Origin of the sequence: Edaphocola flava, assembly GCF_004118155.1 — a bacterium.
Classification (GTDB): domain Bacteria; phylum Bacteroidota; class Bacteroidia; order Chitinophagales; family Chitinophagaceae; genus Edaphocola; species Edaphocola flava.
Genome location: NZ_SAIQ01000002.1, coordinates 313,227 through 336,451 on the forward strand (window position 1 = coordinate 313,227; position 23,225 = coordinate 336,451).

Below are 23,225 nucleotides of genomic sequence, written 5' to 3' on the forward strand. Positions count from 1 at the left end.
TCTTATTTAAGTAGTAAAAACCTTACAGTTTCTGCACTTTTTGTTGCCATACCTGGCCATTGTTATTGTTGAACTTGATGATGTACATGCCTTGAGCGAAGGCACTCAGGTCGATCTGCAGTGTTTTGCTGCCATCGGTTTCTCCTTCAGCCAGCATTCTGCCCAGGGCATCATATAATCTGTAATGATCACCTTTGATCAGACCTTCAATATTGATTAAAGTCTGAGTAGGGTTAGGATACATTTTGAAGCCCGGACGATTCGGTACATTTTTAATGCCGTTCGGGTTGATAGACATCATTAATGCATTACTGTATACGGTCTGATTTGCCGCACAGAAGTTGAAATTACTTGCATAAGCAGAGATTTCATCTCCGTGGTAGAAATCTGTACCGGCTACACCGCTCCAGGTTGCTGCAGTAGCACCAGGAATATCGATGCCGTTTTTGCGCCATTTAACCAGTGGGTTACTACCACCGTCTGTTACCAGTGCAGTAAAGGTTGTCGTCACACCAGAGTAAATAGTACCGCTCGGATTTCTGGTAATGAAAATACTTGGATCACTGCTGGCCGTTACATTCAGGTTCAGTGTTACCGTACTGTCACAACCGTTGGCAGATGGTGTTACGTAAGTCGCAATACCTTGTCCGCCGGTAGCAACCGATTGACCGTTCCATGTATAAGGCAGTTCTTCAGAACAGATCTCCAGTGTTTCTGTATACTGAGAGGTTGGTAATACCGTTACACTCATTGTCGCAGTAGTGTTACAGGAAGCACCACTTGTTGGCGTAAAGGTATAGCTGCCACTTGCTGTGTTACTTATGGTAGATGGTACCCACGTTCCGGTAATACCATTGTTTGAAGTCGTAGGTAATAAAGGCGCTGTAGTACCATTACACAGAGGCGCTACCGCAGTAAAGGTCGGAGTGATCAGACCGCTTACCGTAATATTCTGTGTTACGTTAACCGCACATTGGTTCGGAGCCGGAGTAAATACATAAGTACCACTTGCGGTGTTACTTACAGTAGACGGGTTCCATGTACCGGTAATGTTATTGGTAGATGTGGTAGGCAGCGTAGGCGCTGTAGCACCGCTACATAATGTTTGTGGTAATGTAAATGTTGGGGTGATCTGGATATTCGGGATCGCCACATCAACAGGTCCAACCCAGTCAGAGAAAGAACCACTGCCACAGTTAGTACGTACATACAGCTGATAGTTTACGTTAGGACCCATATAAGGGAACACGTAAGTATTCACGCCGGTACTACCCGTAATCGATACAATAGTACCATTATTGGCATAATAACCTGCAGGGCCATAGCTCACCTGGTAGTTTGTATTGGTTCCGTTACCCATCCAGGTCAGGGTACCGCCGGCACAGGTTACGTTACTGGCCGTTGGCATGCCTGGCAGAGGACATGTTTGTTTGGTATTCGGTACCACGCTCACCGCCAGGATGTTCATCACACCGGTTCCGCTGTGTGCAAAAGAGATACTGTCGATTTGTTTATTGCGGTTAGCCGTAAGGATGGTAATTGCAGAATCATGCAGGTATGGACCACCGGTACCTAAAGCATTAGAGCTGATGGTAATACGACCAACAGTCGAGGCTACGTTGTTACCGCTGGCAAACCAGTCAGGATAGCTTTGTGTAGCTGTTTGTGTTGTACCATCATTGAAGTAAACCGTTGCAGTATGCGTAGACGCACCACTTCCGCTTACACCCATTACATACACTTTATTTGCTCTTTTCGGAGCCAGGAAGCGTACCGTACCACTGTTTGTACCAGTCAGTCGCAGAGAGTTATTCTCAGAATAAGAGTTCAGTCTGTATTTTCTGAATGTATTCTGGATAATGCGGCTTACCGGAATAGACTGGGTAGGGAAGGCACTGCTGGATGTTGCCTGGAAATCGGCAGATACCAGGGCATAACCTGCACCATCCACATCATTGTTGGTAGAAGCAGAGGCATTACCGATGCCATTGGCAATTACGTCAAAGGCCAGTCCATTCAGAGATACCGGAGTAAGGGTATCGGTCAGTGTCGTAAAGGAGACAGACGTCCAGCTGCTGGTGTCACCCACGCTACAGAAAGTACGTGCATAGAAGCTATATTGTGTACCCTGGTATAAGTTGGTAAATGGCACACTGAATGCAGTGGTAGTACCGTTTGCTGCCAGACCGGTAGCACCCGATCCCGGAGCAGTACCATCCAGTCGCAGTTCATAGATATAGCTTGTCGGTGTATTACCTACCGGAGGTGCAGCATAGTTCACCGTTGCCCCCGTAAAGGTAATACCACTTGTTGTCAGGTTGATCGGGTTTACGCAAACACCGCTTACAGACAATACATTGAAGGTATAATCTTCAGCTTCACCATATTGGATGTTACCACAGGAGTTCATTGTATTGATATAGTATGCATTTCTTACACGCATACGGGTCGCGCCTACTGTTGCTGTCCATGGCACCATAAAGGAACCTGTTACCGTAGCGGCAGAAACAGCAGAGTAGATACCGGAATACACTTTTTCGGTAACTTCATCAAAAGCACCATCTTTGTTCCAGTCTATATAAATGGCACGATTACTAAAGCCGCTGCTGGTCGTCAGGGAGAAGTTTACCGTACCGCCCAGTGGCGCAGAAGCAGACATAGTCGCGCTGTAGTCATTGTAAGAAGCACTACCCGTACCGTTGTTCGTAATATTAGTTGTTCCTCCTGTAGTAGAGAAGCTGGTAATATAATACGAAGCAGGGGTAGTAGAGGTAGGTATACAATAACAGCTTGACGGAGCCGTTAAGGCCACATTGATCACATTAGAGATTGTAGAGTCACCGGTGCCCGTACATTTTACAATACATCTGTAGTATCTAGCAGCAGATTGTGTGGTTGCAAAAGTTGTGGTTGTACCACCTGCAATATCAGCAAAAGGACCTGCTACAGCTGCAGCAGATTGCCATTTGTATGTAATGCCAGGTGCAGCGGTAATACCAGTCAGGATCAGATTAAAGCTGATCGTTGGACAAACGGTAGCTACAGAAGAAGAAGCCACACCAACGCCAGGATTACCACCACATAAGGTAGTAAAGTCATTCACAAGGTTCCATGCACTACTGTCAGATGCAGAACATAAAGATTTTACATACGCATCGTAAGGCGTAGAAGAAGCCAGACCTGTAGCATTTACACTTGTACCTGTAGTGGTACCGGTTGCTACAGCAGGTGCAGTATTAGGGTTAGCACCATCTGCTACCACTAACCATCTGTAGTTTGCAGGGTTAGATGTAGAAGCAGTCCAGCTGATCGCAGCAGAGTTTGATGTAGGTACAGATGTAATGTTGGATGGAGGTAAACAGGTAGCGGCATTGGTCACAACAAGTTTATAATCCATGTACCGGCCATAACCATAACCGGTGCCGCAAGGTACCAGTCCGTTATTAGGACCGCCTGAGTTACCCCCTCTGCCCCAGATACGTAAACGGTAGTTACCGGCTGCTACTGATGGCGGAATGGTAATACTGCCCGTGTATGCAATAGTGCTTGCACTGGCATCATAGTTTGGGGTAAAGAGCAGCTCACCTGCATCTTCAAAATCATTGTCATTATTGAAATCGACCGCAAGTCCTACACCGCAGTAGCCTAATGAAGAAAGGCTTACATTGGTCGCTACACCAGCAGTCATAGGTATGTTCTGAGTGGTGTAATCCTGGTATTTCGTAGTGCTGTTACATGCAGGACTGTGGGTAAATGTACCAATGGTAACCTGATTAACGCCCCATGTAGTACATTGGTTGGCATAGGTAATGCTACAGTACGGAGCCTGAGCACTGGATCGTCCGGCAAGGCCGAGCGACACCATTAGTAACAATAGTGGAGCGTACCAGGGTCGTCCACTGATGGAGGGGTAAAAATTAAACTTCATCTTGCTGTTATTTAAGGTAAGTAATTGAATTGTTTTAACGCGTGAATTTACTTTTTATTCGGATGAAATGCAAGTGTTTGGCCGTAAATGAGGTTCGGTAAGATACAGAGAAGTATATTTGGTTTTAGCGAAGTAATGTTACATCGCCCTTAAGTGTCGCCGTTTTTCCTAGTTGGTCTGTGTACGTCAGGTAATAACAATATACACCTGTTTCCGCTTTTTTGCCTTTGAAATTTCCGTCCCAGCCTTTAATGCCGTTACTCTCAAATATTCTTTGTCCGTATCGGTTGTAAACCGTCATTTGCACCAGTTTTACGGCACATCTTGCCTTTGCTTCGAACAGATCATTACGGCCGTCACCATTGGGCGTAAAGGCATTCGGCAGCATCGGCACGCAGTCACAATCTATCGTTTTTACGGTTATCGTGTCTTTCAATATGCCACAAGGAGAATTTGCCGTAACGATATAGGTTCCTGCAGCAGATACAGTCAGTGGTGCAGATACAACACCGTTGTCCCATTGGTATTCTGGAAGAGTAGTTTCTACCGGAATGGTTACACTGGTACTCTGGCAGATTGTGGTGTCGGACTTCAGCACACTCAGGTAATCCGAACTGTTATAAATATTCACCGTATCGGAAATGGTACAACCGTTTTTGGTAATCTGTACAATATATTGTCCGGGCTGGCTCGCTACAAAAGTAGCTTGGGTACTTCCATCCTGCCACACATAGCTCGCCCCCGCAGTACTGGCATTCAGGGTAAGATTGGCACCCGGGCAGATCGCTTTATCATCACCCAGTATATTGGCCGCAGCCTCATTCAGCCTGGTAATATGGAAGGTGTCAATGCGTACTGCACAGGGAGACTGGCTTTTGACCCAATAGGTTCCCGGTGTCGCAGTTGTAATAGATGCCGTCGTAGCTCCGGTATTCCAGGTATAGCTATTTGCATTGGCACCTGCTGTCATCGTCAGGGGGGCGCAGATCGCATCGTTATGCGTGTAATATGCAATGTCTTGCTTGCGGACAGCTGCTTTCAGCCCCATTGAGTTGGACTGCCCGTTGGTCCAGGGCATTAAAATGGCATCCTGTACCAGATTACAGGCATTACCAGTGGCATTAGGGTTGTTGATCACTGTAAGGGTATGATCGGCATAGTTAATGGTTGAGGTATTGATATAGATTTTTCCATCCGGGCCCAGGCGGGTGCCCATAAACTTACGGTTGCTGCCTCCATTCGGAATCAGCTCTATCTTAGAAGCCTCAATAGCCGCTGCATTGGGATACAGACTGGCATCATACTGCCTGATGTAATAAGAGCCACCCGGAAGATAGAACTTAGACCCGTCGGGTGAAAATTCTATACCATAGTTGCCCGTTCCCGGTCCCCACCAGGTAGTGTTAATGGTAATGCGGTTGCTGATCAGACCCGTATTCCGGTCAAATGTACCCATTTCCATTAAATGTGTTTGAAAGTTCATCCAGGCAATGATTGTACCCGCAGGGTTGAACTTCATCTCGCCACCGTTGCTCTGCAGTCCCTGTGTAAGATGTACCCCCATGGCAGGGTCATGCGGACTGGCTACAGGCGGGTGAATACCAGTGGCATTAATTTTATAAGCTTTATATTCTTGGGTACTATAGTTGCGTACAACCAACCAGTAACCCTCACAGTTATCCAGGGGAAGGATGGCCATCTGCTCAGATATATGTGTTTCCAGCACGATGTTTTTCTGGCCCGGCATTACATCTCCCAGTCCGCCGTTCAGGCTCATATCTATGACGCTGTAGCGCAGGGTAGGAGTGCCATTGTAATATTGCTGGTAAGCCATGTCTTCCATAGTAAAGAGGTAATACTGGTTGGGATTGGCAATAGATTGTACAATACCGGTACCCTGGGAGGTAGATCCTCCCGAAGTATAGCCAATGATGCCGGCACCATTGGGCATAACATTGCCATTACGGTTCCATACCGACTCACTGTTGGAGTAGAAGAGCAGGTTTCCATTCTCATCGCAGACAGAGGCCGCGGATTCTGAGGAGGCGAGTGGCGTATTGTAAACGATTACCGGCGCACCGGAGTTAAAATCAAGTCCGTGGTGGTCTCCAAAGATCCATATATTATCCTGACCCTGGGAAAAGAGGTTTGTTGCAGCAGGGGCAATAAAGGAGCAGCACAGCAATAATAATCTGAGATAGAATGGTTTAGGGCTTGTCATGAAGAATATCGATATTACCTTCAAAGACAGGAGGTTCTGCCCGGTTGGTTTGCTGTTATGAAAAATAAAAAACCGGACTCTGTACAGAATCCGGTTTTTTATAAACACGCTTAGAAGCGGTATAATTATTTTTTGGCAACAACAGCCATACGTTTTTCTTTGATACGTGCTGCTTTACCGAAACGCTCACGTTGGTAGTACAGTTTCGCACGACGTACGCGACCTCTTTTGTTAACAACGATAGACTCGATGTTTGGAGATAAGATAGGGAATAAACGCTCAACACCAACACCGTCAGAAATTTTACGAACAGTGAATGTTGCCGTAGCACCAGTACCCTGACGTTTGATTACGTCACCTTTGAACGATTGGATACGCTCTTTAGTACCTTCAATGATTTTATAATTAACTGTGATATTGTCACCAGCTTTGAATGCAGGAACTTCTTTCTTTGTAGTTAATTGTTCGTGGATAAATGCAATTGCTGCTTCCATTTTAAATTATATTTATTGATGAACATCAAACAGTATGTACGAACTATTTTACAACAGCTCGCCATACAAGAATTATTTATTTAACCTCAGCTACTAAGCTTTTAAAGCTTTCTGGTTGATTCATAGCTAAGTCAGCCAAAACTTTTCTGTTCAGGTTGATTCCTTTTTCATTTAATTTATGCATGAAAACGGAATAGCTCAGACCTTCTTCACGAACGGCAGCGTTGATACGTGCGATCCACAAGCCGCGATAGCTGCGCTTTTTCAGTTTACGACCTACATATTTGTAGCCTAAACCTTTCTCTAATACGTTTTTGGCAACGGTATAAACGTTTTTACGCTTACCGTAGAATCCTTTCGCCTGTTTTAGGATTCTTTTTCTTCTTGCACGTGATGCAACTGCATTTACTGAACGTGGCATAATTTATAAAATTAAAATGCTGTTTTAAATAATGTAATTTAATAACATACCTCTTTTACAGAGGGAAAAATGGGGCTTAACGTAAGTTCAACATTCTCTTAACCAGTGGCAGGTTAGCAGAGTGAATCTCAGTGCTACCACGTAAGTGACGTTTACGCTTAGTTGATTTTTTTGTTAAAAGGTGACTTTTGTATGCTTTGAAACGGCGGATTTTGCCGGTACCAGTGATTTTAAAAGTCTTTTTAGCCCGTGAATGTGTTTTAACTTTTGGCATAATATTCAAATTTCGGATGGCAAAGGTATGATAATATTTTCTACTAACAATATTTTTTTAAAATAATTTCCTATAAACCGCTCCTAATGCAATATGGTCATGCATTAAGATTTTTTTGGTTTTGATTTTTTGGCCGTAACCAGTTGATAAGAGTGGAGAATTTCGCTCTTTACAGCGGCATTATCCAGTGCTCCATCCATTATTATGGTGTTCCAGTGCTTCTTGTTCATATGGTATCCGGGCAGCACAGAACTGCAGGATTCCCTGAGTTCAATGGCCCGGTCCGGATCGCATTTTACATTGATGCGTGCCGGCTGTTCATCCAGCGCCAGTAACAGAAATATCTTCTCATTGGCTTTAAATACCAACGTTTCTGCTCCGAAAGGGAAGCTTTCCGTTACATTTTCCTGGCTCAGGCAAAATGATCTGATGGATTCTATATCCATAATTTATACCGTTTTAGTTTTTGTATAACCCCATTCAAGCAGCCATTGCGCAATCTTTTGCTTATAGTCTCCCTGGATCAGGATCACCCAATCTTTAGCACTGCCACCGGTCCCGCATTTGGTCTTTAGTTTTTTGGCCAGTGCCTGAAAATCTTCTTCATTACCGGCAAAACCTTCTACCAGCGTTACAACCTTGCCGGCTCTTTGTTTTTTATCCAGGAGCACACGCAGCTTTTGTTGTGCGGGCTCCAGCGTATCAATATGTTCTTCCGGTTCGGATTGCATCGCCTCCGGGTTGGTCGAGAAAACCAGTCCACCCAGATCCGACAATCCCAGTTTCTTTTGCTTACTCATGCTAAATTGTTTAAATCGGTCAGTCAATACCGGTAAGTCGGGAGATGATACTCCTCACCGGGAAACGGTAATGTTGCTCCTGCAGCAGATTGTAATATTCCGTCTGCGGCCCAAAGCTAAGATAAAAATCGGCAACATTCTTCAGATCGGAGCCTTCGAAGTCCAGTTTAAGGGGCATGCCGGCATGTTGCTTAATGATAGCGTTAATGAAGAAATAGGTGGCCCTTGCCTTGCGTCCCTCCTCATTAGGAGCGCCCAGTACATAATAAAGCGCGTGACGGTCCTGTATCAGCAGTGCTGCAAACACCAGGCTGCCGGCCGCATTATATACACCGAAGGTACGACAACGGAAATGACTACTGTGCTGCTGCATCAGCCGGTCAAAACTGGCATAGCTTTTATCGTGCAGCTGGTTTAGCGAGCCATAAGCGGCCTGGTATAGAGCGACAACAGAAGCTATAGGAATGCCTTCTGTGATATGCAACGACTCATCTAGTGCCTTCCTGATATTCTTTTTCCCACTTTTGGTAAAGCCTTCATGCAATACCTCATAGGAGCGGTGCAGCGGAAGCACAAAATTGGTTCTTTGCCTGGTGGCATTTATGTCCAGGCTGTTTTCACTACAGCAGTAACGGATCAGCTTAAAGTGTGATCGTATAGCCTCCGTAATGGCCAGCCGTTCTGCCGGGGAAACGATACCTTCTCCGACAGAAAGATGAAACTGTTGTATAAAGGCCGGCATCTGCAGCCAACGGGCGTTCAGCCGCCGGTATACGGGCAGGGGCAGGCAGGCCTCATAATTGCCTAATATCAGCCCCTGCCATTCCGGGGCAAATGCGTCCAGGTAATTACTGTAGTTATACACCTTCGCCTGCTCATCCTGCCACACACAAGTGTCCCAGCGGGCGGTATCCAGTCCGGCAGAAGGGATAATGCGTATAGAGCGGAGTGCAGACATTTGATTAGCGGAATCTTAGGGCTTGTACAATATTTACTTTTCTTACAATCAGGCTGGGCAATATCATGATCAGGGTACAGAAAATCAGCGTTCCCAGGTCAATCAGTACCACATACCACCATTTGAGTTCTATAGGGGCGGCCTTCATGTAATAGGTATTTTCGTTGAGCTGTATCAGGTGTGTGTATTGCTGGAGCAGGCATAAACCGACACCCAGCAAAGTGCCCCATAAAACCCCTTTCAGCGCAATGCGGGCAGCATGGTAACTAAAAGTCCGCTGTATGGCTGCATTAGACATACCCAGCGCTTTAAGCACACCAATCATATGTGTACGCTCCAGGATAAAAATAAGCAGTGCCGTAGCCATATTAATCGCGGCAACAAGGCCCATAATGATCAGGATAATACGGGTATTGACATTCTGAAAGTCAAGCCAGGAAAAGATAAACGGATAGATATCTTTGATCGTAGATACAGACATCGGTGGTTGCAGATAAGATTGGTAAATGTCCTCACCGGTCTGTTGCGCCGTTCTGTAATCGGTCATGTTTATCTGTATTGCACTGATGTCATCAGCCGCCCAGTTACTTACCCTCCTCAGCAGGCGAATATCGCATATGCCAAAGCTCTTGTCTATTTCCTCCATTCCCGTATGGTAAGTGCCCACCACCGTCAGTTTACGTACGGGAGGTACTTCCGATTCCGGATCAAAGAATACAACCAGCACTGTGCCGCCGATCTTTAACCTGAGCCGGTCCATTGTAGATTGAGACAGGATGATCTCCTGTGCATAACCGGAATCCGGAAACTGTATCGGCCTTCCGGAGAAGCCGATCGCTGTATTGCTTTTCAGCGGATAATTAGCTTCTACGCCTTTTAGTTTTATACCCTCCAGGCTGTTATTTGCCTTTATGATTCCCGGCTTTACAATATAAGGATATACCGCCTGAATGCCTTTGTGGCTGCGGATCTGTTGTAAAAGTGCAGGATCTTTTCGGAAGGGCTTACTGGCAACCTGCGCGCTGGGGTTAGGGTCAAAAAGTGTCACCTGTGCATGTCCCCAGAAGATAAACATCTTGTCCCGGATCGTAGTTTTGAATCCCTGAACGATAGCCACTGCCATGATCATCACCGCTACACTCAGTATAGTAGCAGCAGTCGCAAGGCGGATGATGAACGATGAAAAGGTCGATTGTTTGTTCCGGGCTATTTTAGCGGCAATGAAATATGCTGTATTCAATGCAGGGTGTGTTTGAGACAAAAATAAGGTAAAGTGTTATGCTGTCATTAATTTTTTCTAAACATTTTTCTAATCCGTTTGTTTTTTCTTGCTTTGCTGATCGTTTTAAAATATTGAGATAAATGAAAAAAGCAGCCCTTTCTTTACTCATCTGTTTGGGTATGACCCATACTGATTATGCCCAAAAGAAAGATTATCAGATCAGTGCCGTTGCCTTTTATAACCTGGAGAATCTTTTCGATACTGAAGATGATCCTAAAAAGTTTGACGAAGAGTTTACCCCGACCGGTGCTAATCACTATACAGAAGCCATTTATGCCAAGAAATTGCAGAATATGTCCCGTGTATTATCTGAGATCGCAACAGAAAAGATACCGGAAGGCCCTGCGCTGATCGGTGTGGCGGAGATTGAAAATAAAAGAGTTTTGCAGGACCTGCTCCAGCAGCCCAAACTGAAAGACCGGGGCTGGAAGATCGTTCATTTCGAATCGCCAGATGCCCGTGGGGTAGATGTGGGTATGCTCTATAATCCTCGTTTGTTCAAAGTGCTGGATGCAGAAGCATTATTTGTAGATATTAAAGAAAACGGCAAGCAGCAATATACCCGTGATATCCTGCATGTAACCGGCATCCTGGGCGGAGATACCGTTACGGTATTCGTAAACCACTGGCCTTCCCGTAGTGGTGGTGAAGCGGCCTCTGCCTGGAAAAGACAGAAAGCGGCCAGCGTCTGTAAAGCCATTATAGATAAGAAAGTCGCAGAGAATCCTAATGCTAGAGTGATCCTGATGGGAGATCTTAATGATGATCCGGTAAGCCCAAGTGTAGCCGAGATCATCGGCGCTGGTGGCGATAAGGATAAGATAAAACCTGGCGGCATGTACAACCCATGGATGTCCTTCTTCAAAAAAGGTATTGGTACCCTGGGCTATGGTGACTCCTGGAACCTGTTCGATCAGATCATTCTTTCCTACGGATTGATAAATAAGAAAAATGCTGGCTGGTCTTTTTATAAGGCCGAGATTTTCAAACCAGCTTATCTCATCAGTAATTTCGGGCGTTATAAGGGATATCCGCATCGTTCCTTCTCCAACGGAGTATGGATCGATGGTTATGCCGACCACTTTCCGACCTATATTTACCTGATCAAGGAAGTGCAGCCTTAAAATAGGATTGCAATAAGATTATATAGCAATTGTATTATGGTGTACTGTCCGGGCAGTACACCATAATACTTTAGTACAGCATTATAGCCAATTTGTCCGTATCTTTGGCCTCGATTTGTTTTTACATTTTATAGAAATACCTAAAGCAATTAGTTTATGATAATAGAACCTAGAATGAGAGGGTTTATATGCCTTACGGCACACCCTGCAGGCTGTGCGCAGAACGTAGTGAATCAAATCAATTATGTAAAAGCGCAAGGCCCGGTCGAAGGCCCTAAGAGAGTATTGGTTATCGGAGCATCAACTGGTTTTGGCCTGTCTTCGCGTATTACCAGCGCTTTCGGTGCTAACGCAGCTACGATCGGTGTCTTTTTTGAAAAAGCCCCTCAGGAAGGAAAAACCGCTACTCCGGGATGGTACAACACTGCCGCATTCCAGGATGAAGCAGAGAAAGCAGGCCTGTATGCCAAAAGCATTAATGGTGATGCCTTCTCCGACGAAATAAAACAACAAACGATAGCGCTGATCAAGCAAGATCTGGGACAGATAGACCTGGTGGTATACAGCCTGGCTTCTCCAGTGAGAACGAATCCAAGAACCGGTGTTACACACCGTTCCGTGCTGAAGCCTATCGGTGCAACTTATACAAACAAAACTGTAGATTTTCATACCGGTGTCGTTTCTGAAATATCTATCGAACCTTGTAATGAGGAGGATATTAAGAATACCGTTGCCGTTATGGGTGGCGAAGACTGGGATATGTGGATGGATGCCATGATGGAAGCCGGTGTACTGGCTGAAAATGCGCTTACTGTAGCTTATTCCTATATCGGGCCAGTACTGACAGAACCGGTATACCGTAAAGGTACCATCGGTGCCGCAAAAGATAACCTGGAAGCGACTGCCTTTACGATCTCTGATAAATTGAAATCACTAAATGGACGTGCGATTGTGTCGGTAAACAAAGCACTGGTAACACAGGCCAGCTCTGCCATTCCGGTTATTCCGCTGTACATCTCCCTGCTGTACAAAATCATGAAAGAAAAAGAAATTCATGAAGGCTGTATCGAGCAGATGTATCGCCTGTTCAATGATCGCCTGTATAACGGCGGCACCATTCCTACAGATGAAAAAGGCCGCATCCGTGTAGACGATTGGGAAATGAGAACCGATGTGCAGGATGAGGTAGATGCATTATGGGCTAAAGCAACAACAGAGACTTTGCCGGAAATTGGTGATCTGAAAGGCTATAAATCAGATTTTCTGAGCCTGTTCGGATTCGGTATTGATGGCGTTGAATACGGCACAGATGTAAACGAATTAGTACAGATTAAAGGATTACAATAGTTTCCATTACATAAAAAAGATGCGCACCTAATCCGGTGCGCATCTTTTTTATGTAGTGATATGATTAAATCAGATTGTCTTTCTTGCCTGCAAGTAGGTACAGTACCGCCATACGCACCGCAACACCATTTTCTACCTGATCCAGGATGATGGATTGCTTACTGTCCGCAACATCAGAGCTTAACTCCACACCGCGGTTGATTGGTCCGGGGTGCATGATCACGATATCCTTCTTCACAGCATCCAGCAGGGATTTAGAGACACCGTAGTACATCGAATACTCTCTCAGAGAAGAGAACAGCGGCTTGTTCTGGCGCTCCAGCTGAATGCGCAGTACATTCGCCACATCACACCATTCCAGCGTTTTACGCACATCATAAGATACCTTTACACCCAGTGTTTCGATATGTTTGGGAATCAGCGTAGGAGGTCCGCATACGATTACCTCCGCACCCAGTTTGGTCAGGCAGTAAATATTACTCAGGGCTACACGGCTATGCATAATATCACCGATAATAGCGACCTTTTTACCTTTCAGATCACCCAGCTTTTCGGTCATAGAAAAGGCATCCAGCAATGCTTGTGTAGGGTGCTCGTTGATACCATCTCCGGCATTCACAATGCTGGCATTGATATGATTGGCCAGGAAATGCGGCGCACCGGTGGCAGAGTGTCTCATCACCACCATATCCACTTTCATGGACAGAATATTTTTAGCCGTATCGATCAGGGTTTCCCCTTTTGATACCGAACTGCCGGATGCTGCAAAATTGATCGTATCGGCACTTAAGCGCTTTTCGGCCAGTTCAAAAGAGATGCGTGTACGGGTTGAGTTCTCAAAAAATAAATTGACTATGGATGTATCACGCAGGGTAGGGACCTTCTTGATCGGTCTTTGCAGTACTTCCTTGAATTTTTCTGCAGTTTTAAGAATCAATTCGATATCTGATGGTAACAGATCCTTGATGCCTAAAAGATGTTTGACAGATAATGACATAATTTATTTTTCCTAAATATGTTTGCTGATATTAAAAACTTAAATCTTGTGCCGGAAATTACTTGGTGCCGATCATAACGACCTCATCCTTGCCCTCATGTTCTTTCCAGAGCACTTTTACTTTCTGGTTATTGATCACATCTACAGACATGCCCACATAATCCGGTTGGATCGGTACTTCTCTGCTGAATCGGCGATCGATCAGCACCAGCAGTTCCACATGTTCCGGACGGCCAAAGTCGAGCAGGGCGTCAAGTCCCGCACGGATACTGCGACCAGTGTACAAAACATCATCGATCAGGATCACTTTCTTGCCGGATACAGAAAAGTCCAGCTGGGTTTCCTGCGCCTGGTGTAATGATCCACCGGAATTAAAGTCGTCACGGTAAAAGGTAATGTCCAGTTTGCCGTAAGGTATACTTATCTCCGGTAGCAGTTGTTGCAGTTTCTGGTGTATTCTGTCGGAGAGAAATACACCGCGCGGCTGCAGGCCTATAATAACCGTATCGGAAAAGTCCAGGTGATTTTCGATCAGCTGATGCGCCAGACGGGTAAGCGTAATATCCAGTTCCTGTTGTGCGTATAATGATTTCATTACCGGGTATAATATTGTGATTAAGGTGCAATCCTGTACTGAGTCCAGGAGCTGCCTTCTTCTGTTTGTTCAAATACGATTCTGTCATGCAGGCGGCTTGCCCGGCCTTGCCAGAACTCTATTCTTTGCGGTTTGAGCTGGTATCCGCCCCAGTGTGCCGGTCTTTTCACGTCGCCCTGCGCTGCCACAGCTGCAAGAGATTGTTCCAGAACAGAACGGTCTGCGATGCGCTGGCTTTGCGGAGAGGCTATTGCACCGATCTGGCTGCCCAGCGGTCTTGAATAGAAGTACTCATCAGAGTAAGCAGGATCTACTTTTGAGATCAGCCCTTCTATACGGACCTGACGCTGTAGCTCGGGCCAGAAAAATACCATACTGGCATGTGGGTTAGCGGCCAGCTCATGCCCCTTGTCGCTATTGTAATTGGTAAAGAAAACAAAAGAACCGTTTTCCAGTCCTTTCAGTAATACAATACGTGCATGTGGTTTGCCACTTGCATCAACAGTTGCAAGGGTCAGGGCATTTACCTCTATACACTCAGCATGCTGCGCTTCTTCAAACCATCTGGTGAAAAAAAGAACAGGATCGTTACCGGTTTCACTTTCAGAAAGTGTGGCCTGGCAATAATCCTGTCTGATATTGGCAATGTTTTTTGAAAATGAATCCATTTTCTTAATGGTTGCTATTGGTGGTGAAATTATTTTAAATCAGAGGTGTCCAAATACTTGAACATAACCCAGATCAATAATATTACACCAAAAATAGTCAGCGCTAATGAAGTGAAATCACCAAATTTATCACCGATTTTATAAAAAGAGTTCAGTAATACAGATTGCATATCTAATTATTTTAAAGTCCTGCAAATTTAGTATTTAATTTCTATTTCTGAAAAAGAAAAAGCAGTATCTGTGGATACTGCTTCAAAAAACTTAAGGTTTCAACTTACCATCAATTGCCTGGTAGACTTTTTTATCCGTGCCACCGGTACTTTTATGTACAAAGGCTACTACATGAATATTGTCCAGGTTCCAGAATTTCTGCTTCAGATTTGTAGCATCATCCTTATTGATTTTTAATTTGTAATTCGTTACAAATACACGACCAGCCTCTTTGTTCGGGATGCTGTCCAGTACTGCAATACCGTTAAACGGAGTTACAGACTGGCGGAATACGTGGTTGTATTCGTAATCGTGAATTTCCGGTTCGATCTGCTCATCAACGATTTTGTCTTCCGTCAGATATATCGTCAGGAATTGCGGATCAGTAACCGCTTGTGTATAGGCCAGTTTAATGCGGATATTATATTCATCTTTAGTTGCATCGTACGTGGTCGTCAGGGACATATTAACCGGAGTACTGCTGTTTTGAGATTTAGCAGCAGCCAGCATAGCATCCCATTGGTCCTTATTACCCAGCAACACATTTCCTGATGCAACCGGCATTCTGTCAAAGCTGGCAGCAGGTTTGGCCGGATCGCCACCGTAGATCAGGTTGGTGATCAGCAGGCCGTCGCCCTCTCCGTTGATGCCGGAACGTAAATCCTGTTTGCTGACACCATCTTTAGGCGATGTAAGAGAACCGGCGTGGATGGTAACCAGCTTCAGTCTGCCCGGATTCTGTGACATCAGGTCCTCTAGCTTTAACGCACCCGCAGGACAGTTCGGACATCTTACACCAGAAAACTCTTCTATATAATAATTCTTGGTTTGTTGTGGTTCTACAGTAGTAACATAGGTAGAGTCTACAGCAGCCTCACCTGCAAAGATACCCACTGGCTGCTCTTTACAGGAGAACAGAAAAGATGCACCGATAAGCGCTGCAACCGCAGGAAAACGTTTTTGAAACATATGCGTTATGAAATTTATAGCTTTCAAAGTTAATTATAAATTAAGTTATTTGAAACTACTTTTTTTTAGCACGGATATTAGCTGTAATTTTATCGGTTATATATAAAAATCAACGCTGAACATGACGCAAGAGACTAAAAGACAAAGGCAGGTAGCACAGCTTATACAGGAAGAGATGAGCATGATCTTCCAGAAAGAGGGTATTAATGTGATAAAGGGTGGTATGGTATCGATCGCAAAAGTTTCGGTAACCCCCGATCTGCTGGAAGCGCGCATATATTTAAGTTTATTTAAGATAGAGCACCCGGACGTGTTGATGGACGAGATTAAAGCCAAAACAAGTGAGCTGCGTGGTGCGCTGGGTAATAAATTACGCCATCATCTGCGCAGAATACCGGAGCTGCAATTCTTCCTGGATGATACCCTGGATTATGTATTCAAAATGGAGGAGCTGTTCAAGCAGATCAACGACGAGAAAAAGCCTTCATCTGACACAGACGCTGAAGCTTAGTCCAGCTGATGAATGTTGCGTTTCATATTGCATTAAGATACTTTAAGGGAAAGAAGACTGCACAGGCGATCAATATCGTAACCTGGATCAGTATCGGAGCTATTGCCCTCGCAGCAGCGGCAATGGTGGTGCTGTTTTCGGTCTATAACGGACTGGAGCAGTATGTAAAGGGAATGTACACATCCTTCTATCCTGAAGTGAAAATCACGCCTAAAGAAGGTAAGTTTTTTACATTTACAGATGTTCAGAAAAGTGCCGTAAGTAAAGTAAGCGGCATCAGATATATCGGCTATGCTGCCGAAGATATGGCCCTGCTGGACGGCGTCGATCATCAGAAAGTAATTACCCTGAAAGGGGTAGATAACAACTGGTTTCTGGTCAATGATATGGCCCCTCATATGACCGTAGGTACGGCCGCCTGGCCCAATGAGAGTACAGACATCCCCTCCAATATAGGTGTAGACATTGTTGCCGAGATGGGCATTGAAGTCAGTAACCCCTTCAACAAGATCAGGATTTATTACCCTAAGGCTGATGGTCTGGGGGCAGGTGCCTTGAATGCAGAAGCTGCCGTAACCAGCCTGGATCTGGCGCCATATGCGGCATTCAATGTGCAACCCGAACTGGACGGACAATATTGTCTGGTGCCGATAACTGCGGCTCAGCATCTGTTCGGAGTGGCAGGACAGTATAGTTCTGTAGAAATCTCATTGACCTCCCCGAAGCTGGAAGCTGAAGTAATTGATCAGATAAAAGCGATACTGGGCAAGGATTTTAATGTTCAGAGCCGCCTGGAGCAGAACGCCACATTGTACATGGTTACCAAAACCGAAAAGTGGGCTATTTATGGCATTCTGTTGCTGGTACTGATTATTTCTTCGTTCAACATGGTCGGTTCCCTATCCATGCTGGCAATTGAAAAAAGGACAGATGTAGCCATTCTTAAATCTATGGGCGCAACCCCGGCACACATCCGCAAGATATTTATAACCGTAGGGCTTTTGCTCGCACTGGCCGGGGCGCTGATCGGGATGATCTTAGGTTTAATTATTTCCCTGATCCAGATACGCTTTGGTATTATATCTATGGGCGATGGTTTTATGGATGCCTATCCTGTGGCCCTTAAAGGGGCAGATTTTATACTGGTACTGATCACCGTACTCAGCATAGGTTTGATCGCAGCGCTGTATCCTGCCCGTAAAGCAGCACGGCAATTAATGATTTTCAGAGACGAATAAAACAGCCATATTTTGATCACTTCACTGCCCATTCATATCCAATCGCCGGAACCTTTAATTCAACACCAGGATAAACTGATGCTGATCGGATCCTGCTTTACCGAACATATAGGTAAGCGATTGAGCGATGCGAAGTTTCGTGTAGCGGAAAATCCGAACGGAATTCTCTTCAATCCGCTTAGTGTGGTGAAGAGTGTGCAAAGCTATATGAATGCAGAGATGATCGAAGCCTCAGATCTTTTTTACCTCAATGAAATATGGAACCACTGGGATTTTCATACCCGGTTTTCAGAAGTAGACCAGCAGCGTGCGCTGGACGAAATGAATGCTTCTATTCGCAATGCACATACCTTCCTGAAAGAGGCAGACTGGCTTATGATCACACTGGGGTCTGCCTTCCAGTATTTCCTCAATGAAGATGACCGTGATGTGGCGAACTGCCACCGGGCACCCGGACAATGGTTTGAGAAAAAGCTGTTATCCATAGCACAGATCAGTGCTGCGCTGGAAGAAATGATAGGCCAGTTAAAGGAGTTCAATCCCTATCTGAACATCATCTTTACCATCAGTCCTGTACGACATATTCGTGATGGCGTGGTGGAGAATAACCGCAGTAAAGCCAGGCTGATAGAAGCGGTGCATGAAATGGTGCAGCAATATGCGCACTGCCATTATTTCCCGGCTTACGAGCTCATTATAGATGTGCTTCGCGATTACCGCTATTACGATATTGATATGGTGCACCCCAACTTCGCGGCAACAGGTGCTGTGTGGGAGCAGTTCTATAAAGCTTATTTAAGCCCGGAGGCACAGTCGGTAGCGACAAAGATGCTGGAACTGAGTACTGCTGCCAATCATAAAGTACGTTTCCCGGAGACGCAGGCTTATGAAAAGTTTCGCAGCAGCCAGCTGCAGAAAATTGTCCGATACGAAAAGGATTATCCCTATATCGATTTCGGCAGAGAGAAAACAATCTTTAATGCGGAGTGATGCAAGCTTTTAGGAAGCTGCAATTTCCGGATCGGTATGAATAAGCTGGTGATATAAACCAGTCTGTGCCAGCAGGCTTTCATGCGTACCTTCTTCCATAATATTTCCCTTCTCCAGTACGATGATCTTATCTGCTTTGCGGATGGTCGATAACCTGTGTGCAATCACGATAGCCGTACGACCCTGGATCATTTGCTCAATCGCGTGCTGGATCAGGATCTCCGATTCACTGTCTATAGAAGAAGTTGCTTCATCCAGGATCAGGATAGAAGGGTTGAATAATAGTGTTCTGGCAAAGGATAATAGCTGTCTTTGTCCCTGAGATAAGGTATTACCTCTTTCCCTTACATTAAACTGATAGCCACCGGGCAGGCGCATGATAAAGTCATGAATACCCAGTGTCTTACATACATTAATGGCCTGTTCTGTGCGGATGGCAGGGTCTTTAAGGGTAATGTTGTCCAGTATCGTTCCGGAGAACAGGAATACGTCCTGGAGCACTACACCGATATGTTTGCGCAGGGAATAGATATCATAATCTTTCAGCTCTATATCATCAATATAAATATGCCCGTTCTTGATCGGGTATAATCTGCTGAGGATAGAGATGATTGAACTTTTTCCGGCTCCGGTATGGCCTACAAGGGCTACTGTTTCGCCGGCATTAACCGAAAATGATATATTGCGCAGCACCGGAATGCCTTCTTTGTACTCGAAATATACGTCTTCAAAACGGACATCTCCTTTTATTACTTGTGCTTGTATGGCACCATTTTCTTGTAAAAATTCCTTACTGTCCAGCACCTGCATGACCCGCTCACCAGCAATAAGGCCCATCTGTAAGGTATTGAACTTGTCTGCCAGCATACGCAACGGACGGAACATCAGGTTTAGGTACATATTAAAGGCAATAATCGTACCCTGGGTTACCTGGTAATTGAGCATACGGGTAGCACCCCACCAGACCAGCAGTCCCAGAGACACTGCCAGTATAATCTCTACAACAGGAAAGAAGATAGAGTAGGCCATAATGCTCTTGATATTAGCATCGCGGTGCTCTTTATTAATGGCGTTGAATTTCTTTTGCTCTTTTTGCTCAGCAGCAAAACTCTGTACAATATACATTCCGGTCAGGTGTTCCTGCACAAATGCATTTAGTGCAGAGATTGCATTCCGCACCCTTTTGAACGATTTGTTGACACTCTCCTTGAACCAGTAGGTCGCTAAGAGCAGCAGGGGAAATACAGCAAGGCTGACCAGGGTTAAACGCCAGTCAGTATATAACATAATCCCGATCAGTGAGAGAATGGTCAGCACATCGGCCAATATGGAAATAAAACCTTCGGAAAAGATATCGTTGATCGATTCAATATCATTGATGGTACGGGTGGTCAGTGTACCGATAGGCGTATTGTCATAATAGCTCAGGTTCTGGTAAATCACTTTTTCATGTACCTTACGGCGAATGTCATTGACCACTGTTTGTCCCAGCCAACTGGTAACAAACGAGAATATGAAACGTAGTGCCGTCTCCAGCAGTAAGAGTCCGAACTGGATTACGGCAATATAGATCAGGCCTTGCAACAGCTTGTTCTCTATATAATGGTCAATAGTGTACTGGATAAGGTATGGGCGGAATGGGGTAAGTACCGCCAGGATAATGCTCAGGCTTATACTGAGCCATAGCTTGGACTGATACGGTTTGCCAAAAGATAAAATACGGAGCAGTAAATTGCGGTCAAATTTCTTCTTCTTTCCTTCCAAAATCTTCTGTTTAGGGTGCAAAGATACTTCAATAAGCCTTTGCAAAATATTATCAATAAGCTAAAAAAAGCAGCGATAGTATCGCTGCTTTTTTGATAAAATAAAAAAAATTAAGATTGTATAGAATCATTCAGGTCATTATCAACCAGGATACGACCACAGTGCTCACATACGATGATTTTTTTGCGCTGCATGATCTCTGTCTGACGTTGAGGAGGAATCACGTTAAAGCATCCACCACAGCTGTCTCTCAGTACAGGTACTACAGCCAGGCCGTTTTTGTAGCTTTTACGGATACGCTCATAAGCGCTGAACAGACGGGCATCAACTTTAGATTTAGCGTCTTCAGAACGTTTTGCCAGTTCTGTTTCTTCTTTCTCTGTTTCTTTGATGATTTTTTCTAATTCGTCTTTCTTCTGAGCCAGCATGTCTTTTTTTGCATCCAGCAGATTGTTGTTCTGGTTACGTACTGCTTCACGCTCCTGTAATTCAACCAGTGCATCCTTTACGTTTTTATCGCAAAGACGCATTTCCAGGTTCTGCATTTCCACTTCTTTAGAAAGTGCTTCGAACTCGCGGCTGTTTTTTACATTATCCTGTTGCTTTTCGTATTTAGCGATAAGGGCTTCAGCATCTTTTTTCGCATCTTTACGGGAGGTAATATAATCATTGATCGTTTTTACCTCTGCTTCCAGGTTATTAATGCGTGTCTGTAAACCTTCTATATCATCTTCAAGGTCTTTCACCTCCATTGGTAATTCTCCCTTTAACGTCTGTAATTCGTCAATTTTGGAATCAACTTTTTGTAAAGAAAGAACTGCAACCAATTTTTCTTCAATAGAGAAGTCTTTTGCTACTGTAGCCATATTAGAAAAAATAATTTATCGGGTTTGTTTTTGTTGTCGACAAATAAACAGCAAAATTAGGAAATTTTTTATTTATAATAGCATCAAATATTTCCACGGTAAATTGTTCACTCTCATAGTGACCTATATCGGCAATAATAATCTTCTGTTCCGCCTCAAAAAACTGGTGGTATTTATAATCAGCCGTGATGAATATGTCGGCCCCTGCTGCAATCGCATCGGGTAAGAGGAAACTGCCGCTGCCCCCGCAAACTGCCACTTTACGGATTTTTTCCTGAACAATAGCGGTATGACGGATGCAGCTGACCTGCAACACATCCTTAATATGATGAAAAAAATCACCCCAGTCTGCCGGTTCGGCCAGCGTTCCGATCATTCCCGCACCAATAGTCTGGTTTGTATTGGCCAGTTGGATCAGTTCGTAAGCCACCTCTTCATAAGGATGGCTTTGTTGCAATGCTTTTAATATGGCCTGTTTAAGGTGTACCGGAACCAGTACTTCTATTTTTACCTCATCTACCACTTCTCTCGCGCCACCGGCAACACCGATAGCAGGGTTACTCGCTTCATTGCCTCTGAATGTTCCCCTTCCCTGCAGGTTAAAGCTACATTCCCCGTAATTGCCGATTTGTCCGGCACCGGCTGCAAACAGGGCATCTCTTACCGTATCTGCATGATCGTAGGGTACATAAGTGTACAGTTTATATAAGTTCTGGTTTGTCGGACGCAGGATCCTGCAATCGCTCAGTCCCAGCTTTTCTGCAATTTTACGGTTCACGCCAGCCTGCATATTATCCATATTGGTATGGGCAGCATAAAGCGTAATGTTATGGCTGATCGCTTGTATAATACAGCGTTCTACCATGTTCTTTCCCGTAATGCGTTTGATGCCGGAGAAGATCAGCGGGTGGTGTGCAACGACCAGGTTACAGTTCCGGCTCAGCGCCTCTTCAATAACTTCTTCTGTGATATCCAGCGCTAATAATACGCCGGTACATTCCTGTTGTATATTGCCGACCTGTACGCCGCAGTTATCATAGCTCTCCTGATAGGGGAGTGGTGCGAACTGTTCTATCTCCTGTATAATATCTTTAATTTGCATATGCTCGTTCGGCGGTAAATGGTGTAAAACGTAAATATATGAACATCAAAATTAAGGAAAACGCTTTATTGGCACGCATAGCCGCCCGTGTTTTGCGCAGCGAACGCATGGCTATTACCGTTGGATGCACCGTATATTTATGGAAAACAGATGCAGTAACCTTTCGCTCAGATTCTTGCTGGGTGCGGCATGAGCTGAAGCATGTTGAACAATATCTGCGTTACGGATGGATTCTTTTTCTGCTTTGGTACACCTGGGAATCATTGGTGCATGGCTATCCGAATAACCGTTTTGAGATAGAAGCACGCAATGCAGAAAATGAGGTAACCATCCTGGAAGGCTATCTTTTTAGTGCCTGATTTGGCTTTATTTTAACCTTTATACTAAGCTTTTTCACCTCATTTATACATATTTGTTGGTACAGCTATTTAAATTTACGTTAACTTTGGTAGGCTTTTTTGTCAAA

At 44.8% G+C, this 23,225-nt stretch carries 22 protein-coding genes; 6 read left to right on the forward strand and 16 right to left on the reverse strand.

Features of this window, described 5'->3' with window-relative positions; all coding sequences use genetic code 11:
* Positions 1 to 22: 22 nt before the first annotated feature.
* From EMP01_RS07675 to EMP01_RS07715, 9 genes are all read right to left on the reverse strand, one after another.
* Positions 23 to 3,928 carry a GEVED domain-containing protein gene (locus EMP01_RS07675; protein ID WP_129020924.1) on the reverse strand — a complete coding sequence of 1,302 codons (3,906 nt, stop codon included), beginning with the start codon at positions 3,926 to 3,928 and terminating at the stop codon, positions 23 to 25.
* Positions 3,929 to 4,052: 124 nt separating this feature from the next.
* Positions 4,053 to 6,149 (reverse strand): gliding motility-associated C-terminal domain-containing protein, encoded by a 2,097-nt coding sequence (locus EMP01_RS07680; RefSeq protein ID WP_129020925.1) that lies wholly within the window; start codon positions 6,147 to 6,149, stop codon positions 4,053 to 4,055.
* Between the two features lie 125 nt (positions 6,150 to 6,274).
* Entirely contained in the window at positions 6,275 to 6,643 is a 369-nt protein-coding gene (gene rplS / locus EMP01_RS07685) for a 50S ribosomal protein L19 (RefSeq protein WP_129020926.1), read from the reverse strand.
* 76 nt (positions 6,644 to 6,719) lie between these two features.
* On the reverse strand, positions 6,720 to 7,064 hold the full coding sequence (gene rplT, locus EMP01_RS07690; RefSeq protein ID WP_129020927.1) for a 50S ribosomal protein L20: 345 nt from the start codon (positions 7,062 to 7,064) through the stop codon (positions 6,720 to 6,722).
* A 76-nt stretch (positions 7,065 to 7,140) separates the two neighbouring features.
* Complete coding sequence (gene rpmI, locus EMP01_RS07695) at positions 7,141 to 7,338, reverse strand: 50S ribosomal protein L35 (RefSeq protein ID WP_129020928.1); 198 nt, start codon at positions 7,336 to 7,338, stop codon at positions 7,141 to 7,143.
* Between the two features lie 104 nt (positions 7,339 to 7,442).
* Positions 7,443 to 7,784, reverse strand: coding sequence for an MmcQ/YjbR family DNA-binding protein (locus EMP01_RS07700; RefSeq protein ID WP_129020929.1), 342 nt, complete (start codon positions 7,782 to 7,784; stop codon positions 7,443 to 7,445).
* Between the two features lie 3 nt (positions 7,785 to 7,787).
* Complete coding sequence (locus tag EMP01_RS07705; protein ID WP_129020930.1) at positions 7,788 to 8,138, reverse strand: translation initiation factor; 351 nt, start codon at positions 8,136 to 8,138, stop codon at positions 7,788 to 7,790.
* Between the two features lie 19 nt (positions 8,139 to 8,157).
* Positions 8,158 to 9,096 (reverse strand): hypothetical protein, encoded by a 939-nt coding sequence (locus tag EMP01_RS07710; protein WP_129020931.1) that lies wholly within the window; start codon positions 9,094 to 9,096, stop codon positions 8,158 to 8,160.
* A 4-nt stretch (positions 9,097 to 9,100) separates the two neighbouring features.
* Positions 9,101 to 10,336, reverse strand: coding sequence for an ABC transporter permease (locus EMP01_RS07715; RefSeq protein ID WP_129020932.1), 1,236 nt, complete (start codon positions 10,334 to 10,336; stop codon positions 9,101 to 9,103).
* Between the two features lie 122 nt (positions 10,337 to 10,458).
* On the opposite strand from EMP01_RS07715, the gene EMP01_RS07720 reads away from it, so the two are divergent.
* Positions 10,459 to 11,502: an endonuclease/exonuclease/phosphatase family protein gene (locus EMP01_RS07720; protein ID WP_129020933.1), complete on the forward strand. Its 1,044-nt coding sequence runs from the start codon at positions 10,459 to 10,461 to the stop codon at positions 11,500 to 11,502.
* A 156-nt stretch (positions 11,503 to 11,658) separates the two neighbouring features.
* A complete protein-coding gene (gene fabV, locus EMP01_RS07725; RefSeq protein ID WP_129020934.1) occupies positions 11,659 to 12,849 on the forward strand; it encodes an enoyl-ACP reductase FabV in 1,191 nt (396 codons plus the stop codon).
* Between the two features lie 64 nt (positions 12,850 to 12,913).
* Here fabV and EMP01_RS07730 read toward each other — a convergent pair whose 3' ends face one another.
* The 4 genes from EMP01_RS07730 to EMP01_RS07745 all read right to left on the reverse strand — a co-directional run bounded on the left by EMP01_RS07730 (position 12,914) and on the right by EMP01_RS07745 (position 16,288).
* The gene (locus EMP01_RS07730; RefSeq protein WP_202616024.1) at positions 12,914 to 13,846 is read right to left on the reverse strand and encodes an aspartate carbamoyltransferase catalytic subunit; all 933 of its coding nucleotides are present in this window, start codon (positions 13,844 to 13,846) and stop codon (positions 12,914 to 12,916) included.
* 58 nt (positions 13,847 to 13,904) lie between these two features.
* The gene (gene pyrR / locus EMP01_RS07735; RefSeq protein WP_129020936.1) at positions 13,905 to 14,441 is read right to left on the reverse strand and encodes a bifunctional pyr operon transcriptional regulator/uracil phosphoribosyltransferase PyrR; all 537 of its coding nucleotides are present in this window, start codon (positions 14,439 to 14,441) and stop codon (positions 13,905 to 13,907) included.
* 20 nt (positions 14,442 to 14,461) lie between these two features.
* Positions 14,462 to 15,109 carry a pyridoxamine 5'-phosphate oxidase gene (pdxH, locus tag EMP01_RS07740; protein WP_129020937.1) on the reverse strand — a complete coding sequence of 216 codons (648 nt, stop codon included), beginning with the start codon at positions 15,107 to 15,109 and terminating at the stop codon, positions 14,462 to 14,464.
* Between the two features lie 261 nt (positions 15,110 to 15,370).
* Positions 15,371 to 16,288 (reverse strand): Omp28-related outer membrane protein, encoded by a 918-nt coding sequence (locus EMP01_RS07745; protein ID WP_129020938.1) that lies wholly within the window; start codon positions 16,286 to 16,288, stop codon positions 15,371 to 15,373.
* Between the two features lie 121 nt (positions 16,289 to 16,409).
* Between EMP01_RS07745 and rbfA the strand changes: the two genes are divergently transcribed.
* Genes rbfA through EMP01_RS07760 form a run of 3 tightly spaced genes read left to right on the forward strand, consistent with a single transcriptional unit; the run spans position 16,410 to position 19,027 of the window.
* A complete protein-coding gene (gene rbfA, locus EMP01_RS07750; protein ID WP_129020939.1) occupies positions 16,410 to 16,799 on the forward strand; it encodes a 30S ribosome-binding factor RbfA in 390 nt (129 codons plus the stop codon).
* Between the two features lie 8 nt (positions 16,800 to 16,807).
* Positions 16,808 to 18,037, forward strand: coding sequence for an FtsX-like permease family protein (locus EMP01_RS07755; RefSeq protein WP_129020940.1), 1,230 nt, complete (start codon positions 16,808 to 16,810; stop codon positions 18,035 to 18,037).
* Between the two features lie 12 nt (positions 18,038 to 18,049).
* On the forward strand, positions 18,050 to 19,027 hold the full coding sequence (locus EMP01_RS07760) for a GSCFA domain-containing protein (RefSeq protein ID WP_237559498.1): 978 nt from the start codon (positions 18,050 to 18,052) through the stop codon (positions 19,025 to 19,027).
* Positions 19,028 to 19,036: 9 nt separating this feature from the next.
* On the opposite strand, the gene EMP01_RS07765 is transcribed toward EMP01_RS07760, so the two are convergent.
* The 3 genes from EMP01_RS07765 to EMP01_RS07775 form a co-directional block, all read right to left on the reverse strand.
* Positions 19,037 to 20,791, reverse strand: coding sequence for an ABC transporter ATP-binding protein (locus EMP01_RS07765; protein ID WP_237559499.1), 1,755 nt, complete (start codon positions 20,789 to 20,791; stop codon positions 19,037 to 19,039).
* 110 nt (positions 20,792 to 20,901) lie between these two features.
* Positions 20,902 to 21,657 carry a zinc ribbon domain-containing protein gene (locus EMP01_RS07770; protein ID WP_129020941.1) on the reverse strand — a complete coding sequence of 252 codons (756 nt, stop codon included), beginning with the start codon at positions 21,655 to 21,657 and terminating at the stop codon, positions 20,902 to 20,904.
* 1 nt (position 21,658) lies between these two features.
* A complete protein-coding gene (locus EMP01_RS07775; RefSeq protein WP_129020942.1) occupies positions 21,659 to 22,759 on the reverse strand; it encodes a Nif3-like dinuclear metal center hexameric protein in 1,101 nt (366 codons plus the stop codon).
* A gap of 38 nt (positions 22,760 to 22,797) precedes the next feature.
* Here EMP01_RS07775 and EMP01_RS07780 point away from each other — a divergent pair, with 38 nt between their 5' ends.
* Positions 22,798 to 23,118, forward strand: a complete 321-nt coding sequence (locus EMP01_RS07780) for a DUF4157 domain-containing protein (protein ID WP_129020943.1) — start codon at positions 22,798 to 22,800, stop codon at positions 23,116 to 23,118.
* Positions 23,119 to 23,225 lie beyond the last annotated feature (107 nt).

Excerpts from the sequence above, each read along its gene's own strand:
- rplS (WP_129020926.1), bottom strand. The coding sequence starts at position 6,643 with ATGGAAGCAGCAATTGCATTTATCCACGAACAATTAACTACAAAGAAA.
- EMP01_RS07680 (WP_129020925.1), bottom strand. The coding sequence starts at position 6,149 with ATGACAAGCCCTAAACCATTCTATCTCAGATTATTATTGCTGTGCTGC.
- EMP01_RS07720 (WP_129020933.1), top strand. The coding sequence starts at position 10,459 with ATGAAAAAAGCAGCCCTTTCTTTACTCATCTGTTTGGGTATGACCCAT.
- fabV (WP_129020934.1), top strand. The coding sequence starts at position 11,659 with ATGATAATAGAACCTAGAATGAGAGGGTTTATATGCCTTACGGCACAC.
- EMP01_RS07755 (WP_129020940.1), top strand. The coding sequence starts at position 16,808 with ATGAATGTTGCGTTTCATATTGCATTAAGATACTTTAAGGGAAAGAAG.
- EMP01_RS07745 (WP_129020938.1), bottom strand. The coding sequence starts at position 16,288 with ATGTTTCAAAAACGTTTTCCTGCGGTTGCAGCGCTTATCGGTGCATCT.
- EMP01_RS07780 (WP_129020943.1), top strand. The coding sequence starts at position 22,798 with ATGAACATCAAAATTAAGGAAAACGCTTTATTGGCACGCATAGCCGCC.
- EMP01_RS07710 (WP_129020931.1), bottom strand. The coding sequence starts at position 9,096 with ATGTCTGCACTCCGCTCTATACGCATTATCCCTTCTGCCGGACTGGAT.
- EMP01_RS07730 (WP_202616024.1), bottom strand. The coding sequence starts at position 13,846 with ATGTCATTATCTGTCAAACATCTTTTAGGCATCAAGGATCTGTTACCA.
- rpmI (WP_129020928.1), bottom strand. The coding sequence starts at position 7,338 with ATGCCAAAAGTTAAAACACATTCACGGGCTAAAAAGACTTTTAAAATC.
- EMP01_RS07770 (WP_129020941.1), bottom strand. The coding sequence starts at position 21,657 with ATGGCTACAGTAGCAAAAGACTTCTCTATTGAAGAAAAATTGGTTGCA.
- pyrR (WP_129020936.1), bottom strand. The coding sequence starts at position 14,441 with ATGAAATCATTATACGCACAACAGGAACTGGATATTACGCTTACCCGT.
- rbfA (WP_129020939.1), top strand. The coding sequence starts at position 16,410 with ATGACGCAAGAGACTAAAAGACAAAGGCAGGTAGCACAGCTTATACAG.
- pdxH (WP_129020937.1), bottom strand. The coding sequence starts at position 15,109 with ATGGATTCATTTTCAAAAAACATTGCCAATATCAGACAGGATTATTGC.
- EMP01_RS07705 (WP_129020930.1), bottom strand. The coding sequence starts at position 8,138 with ATGAGTAAGCAAAAGAAACTGGGATTGTCGGATCTGGGTGGACTGGTT.
- rplT (WP_129020927.1), bottom strand. The coding sequence starts at position 7,064 with ATGCCACGTTCAGTAAATGCAGTTGCATCACGTGCAAGAAGAAAAAGA.
- EMP01_RS07675 (WP_129020924.1), bottom strand. The coding sequence starts at position 3,928 with ATGAAGTTTAATTTTTACCCCTCCATCAGTGGACGACCCTGGTACGCT.
- EMP01_RS07775 (WP_129020942.1), bottom strand. The coding sequence starts at position 22,759 with ATGCAAATTAAAGATATTATACAGGAGATAGAACAGTTCGCACCACTC.
- EMP01_RS07700 (WP_129020929.1), bottom strand. The coding sequence starts at position 7,784 with ATGGATATAGAATCCATCAGATCATTTTGCCTGAGCCAGGAAAATGTA.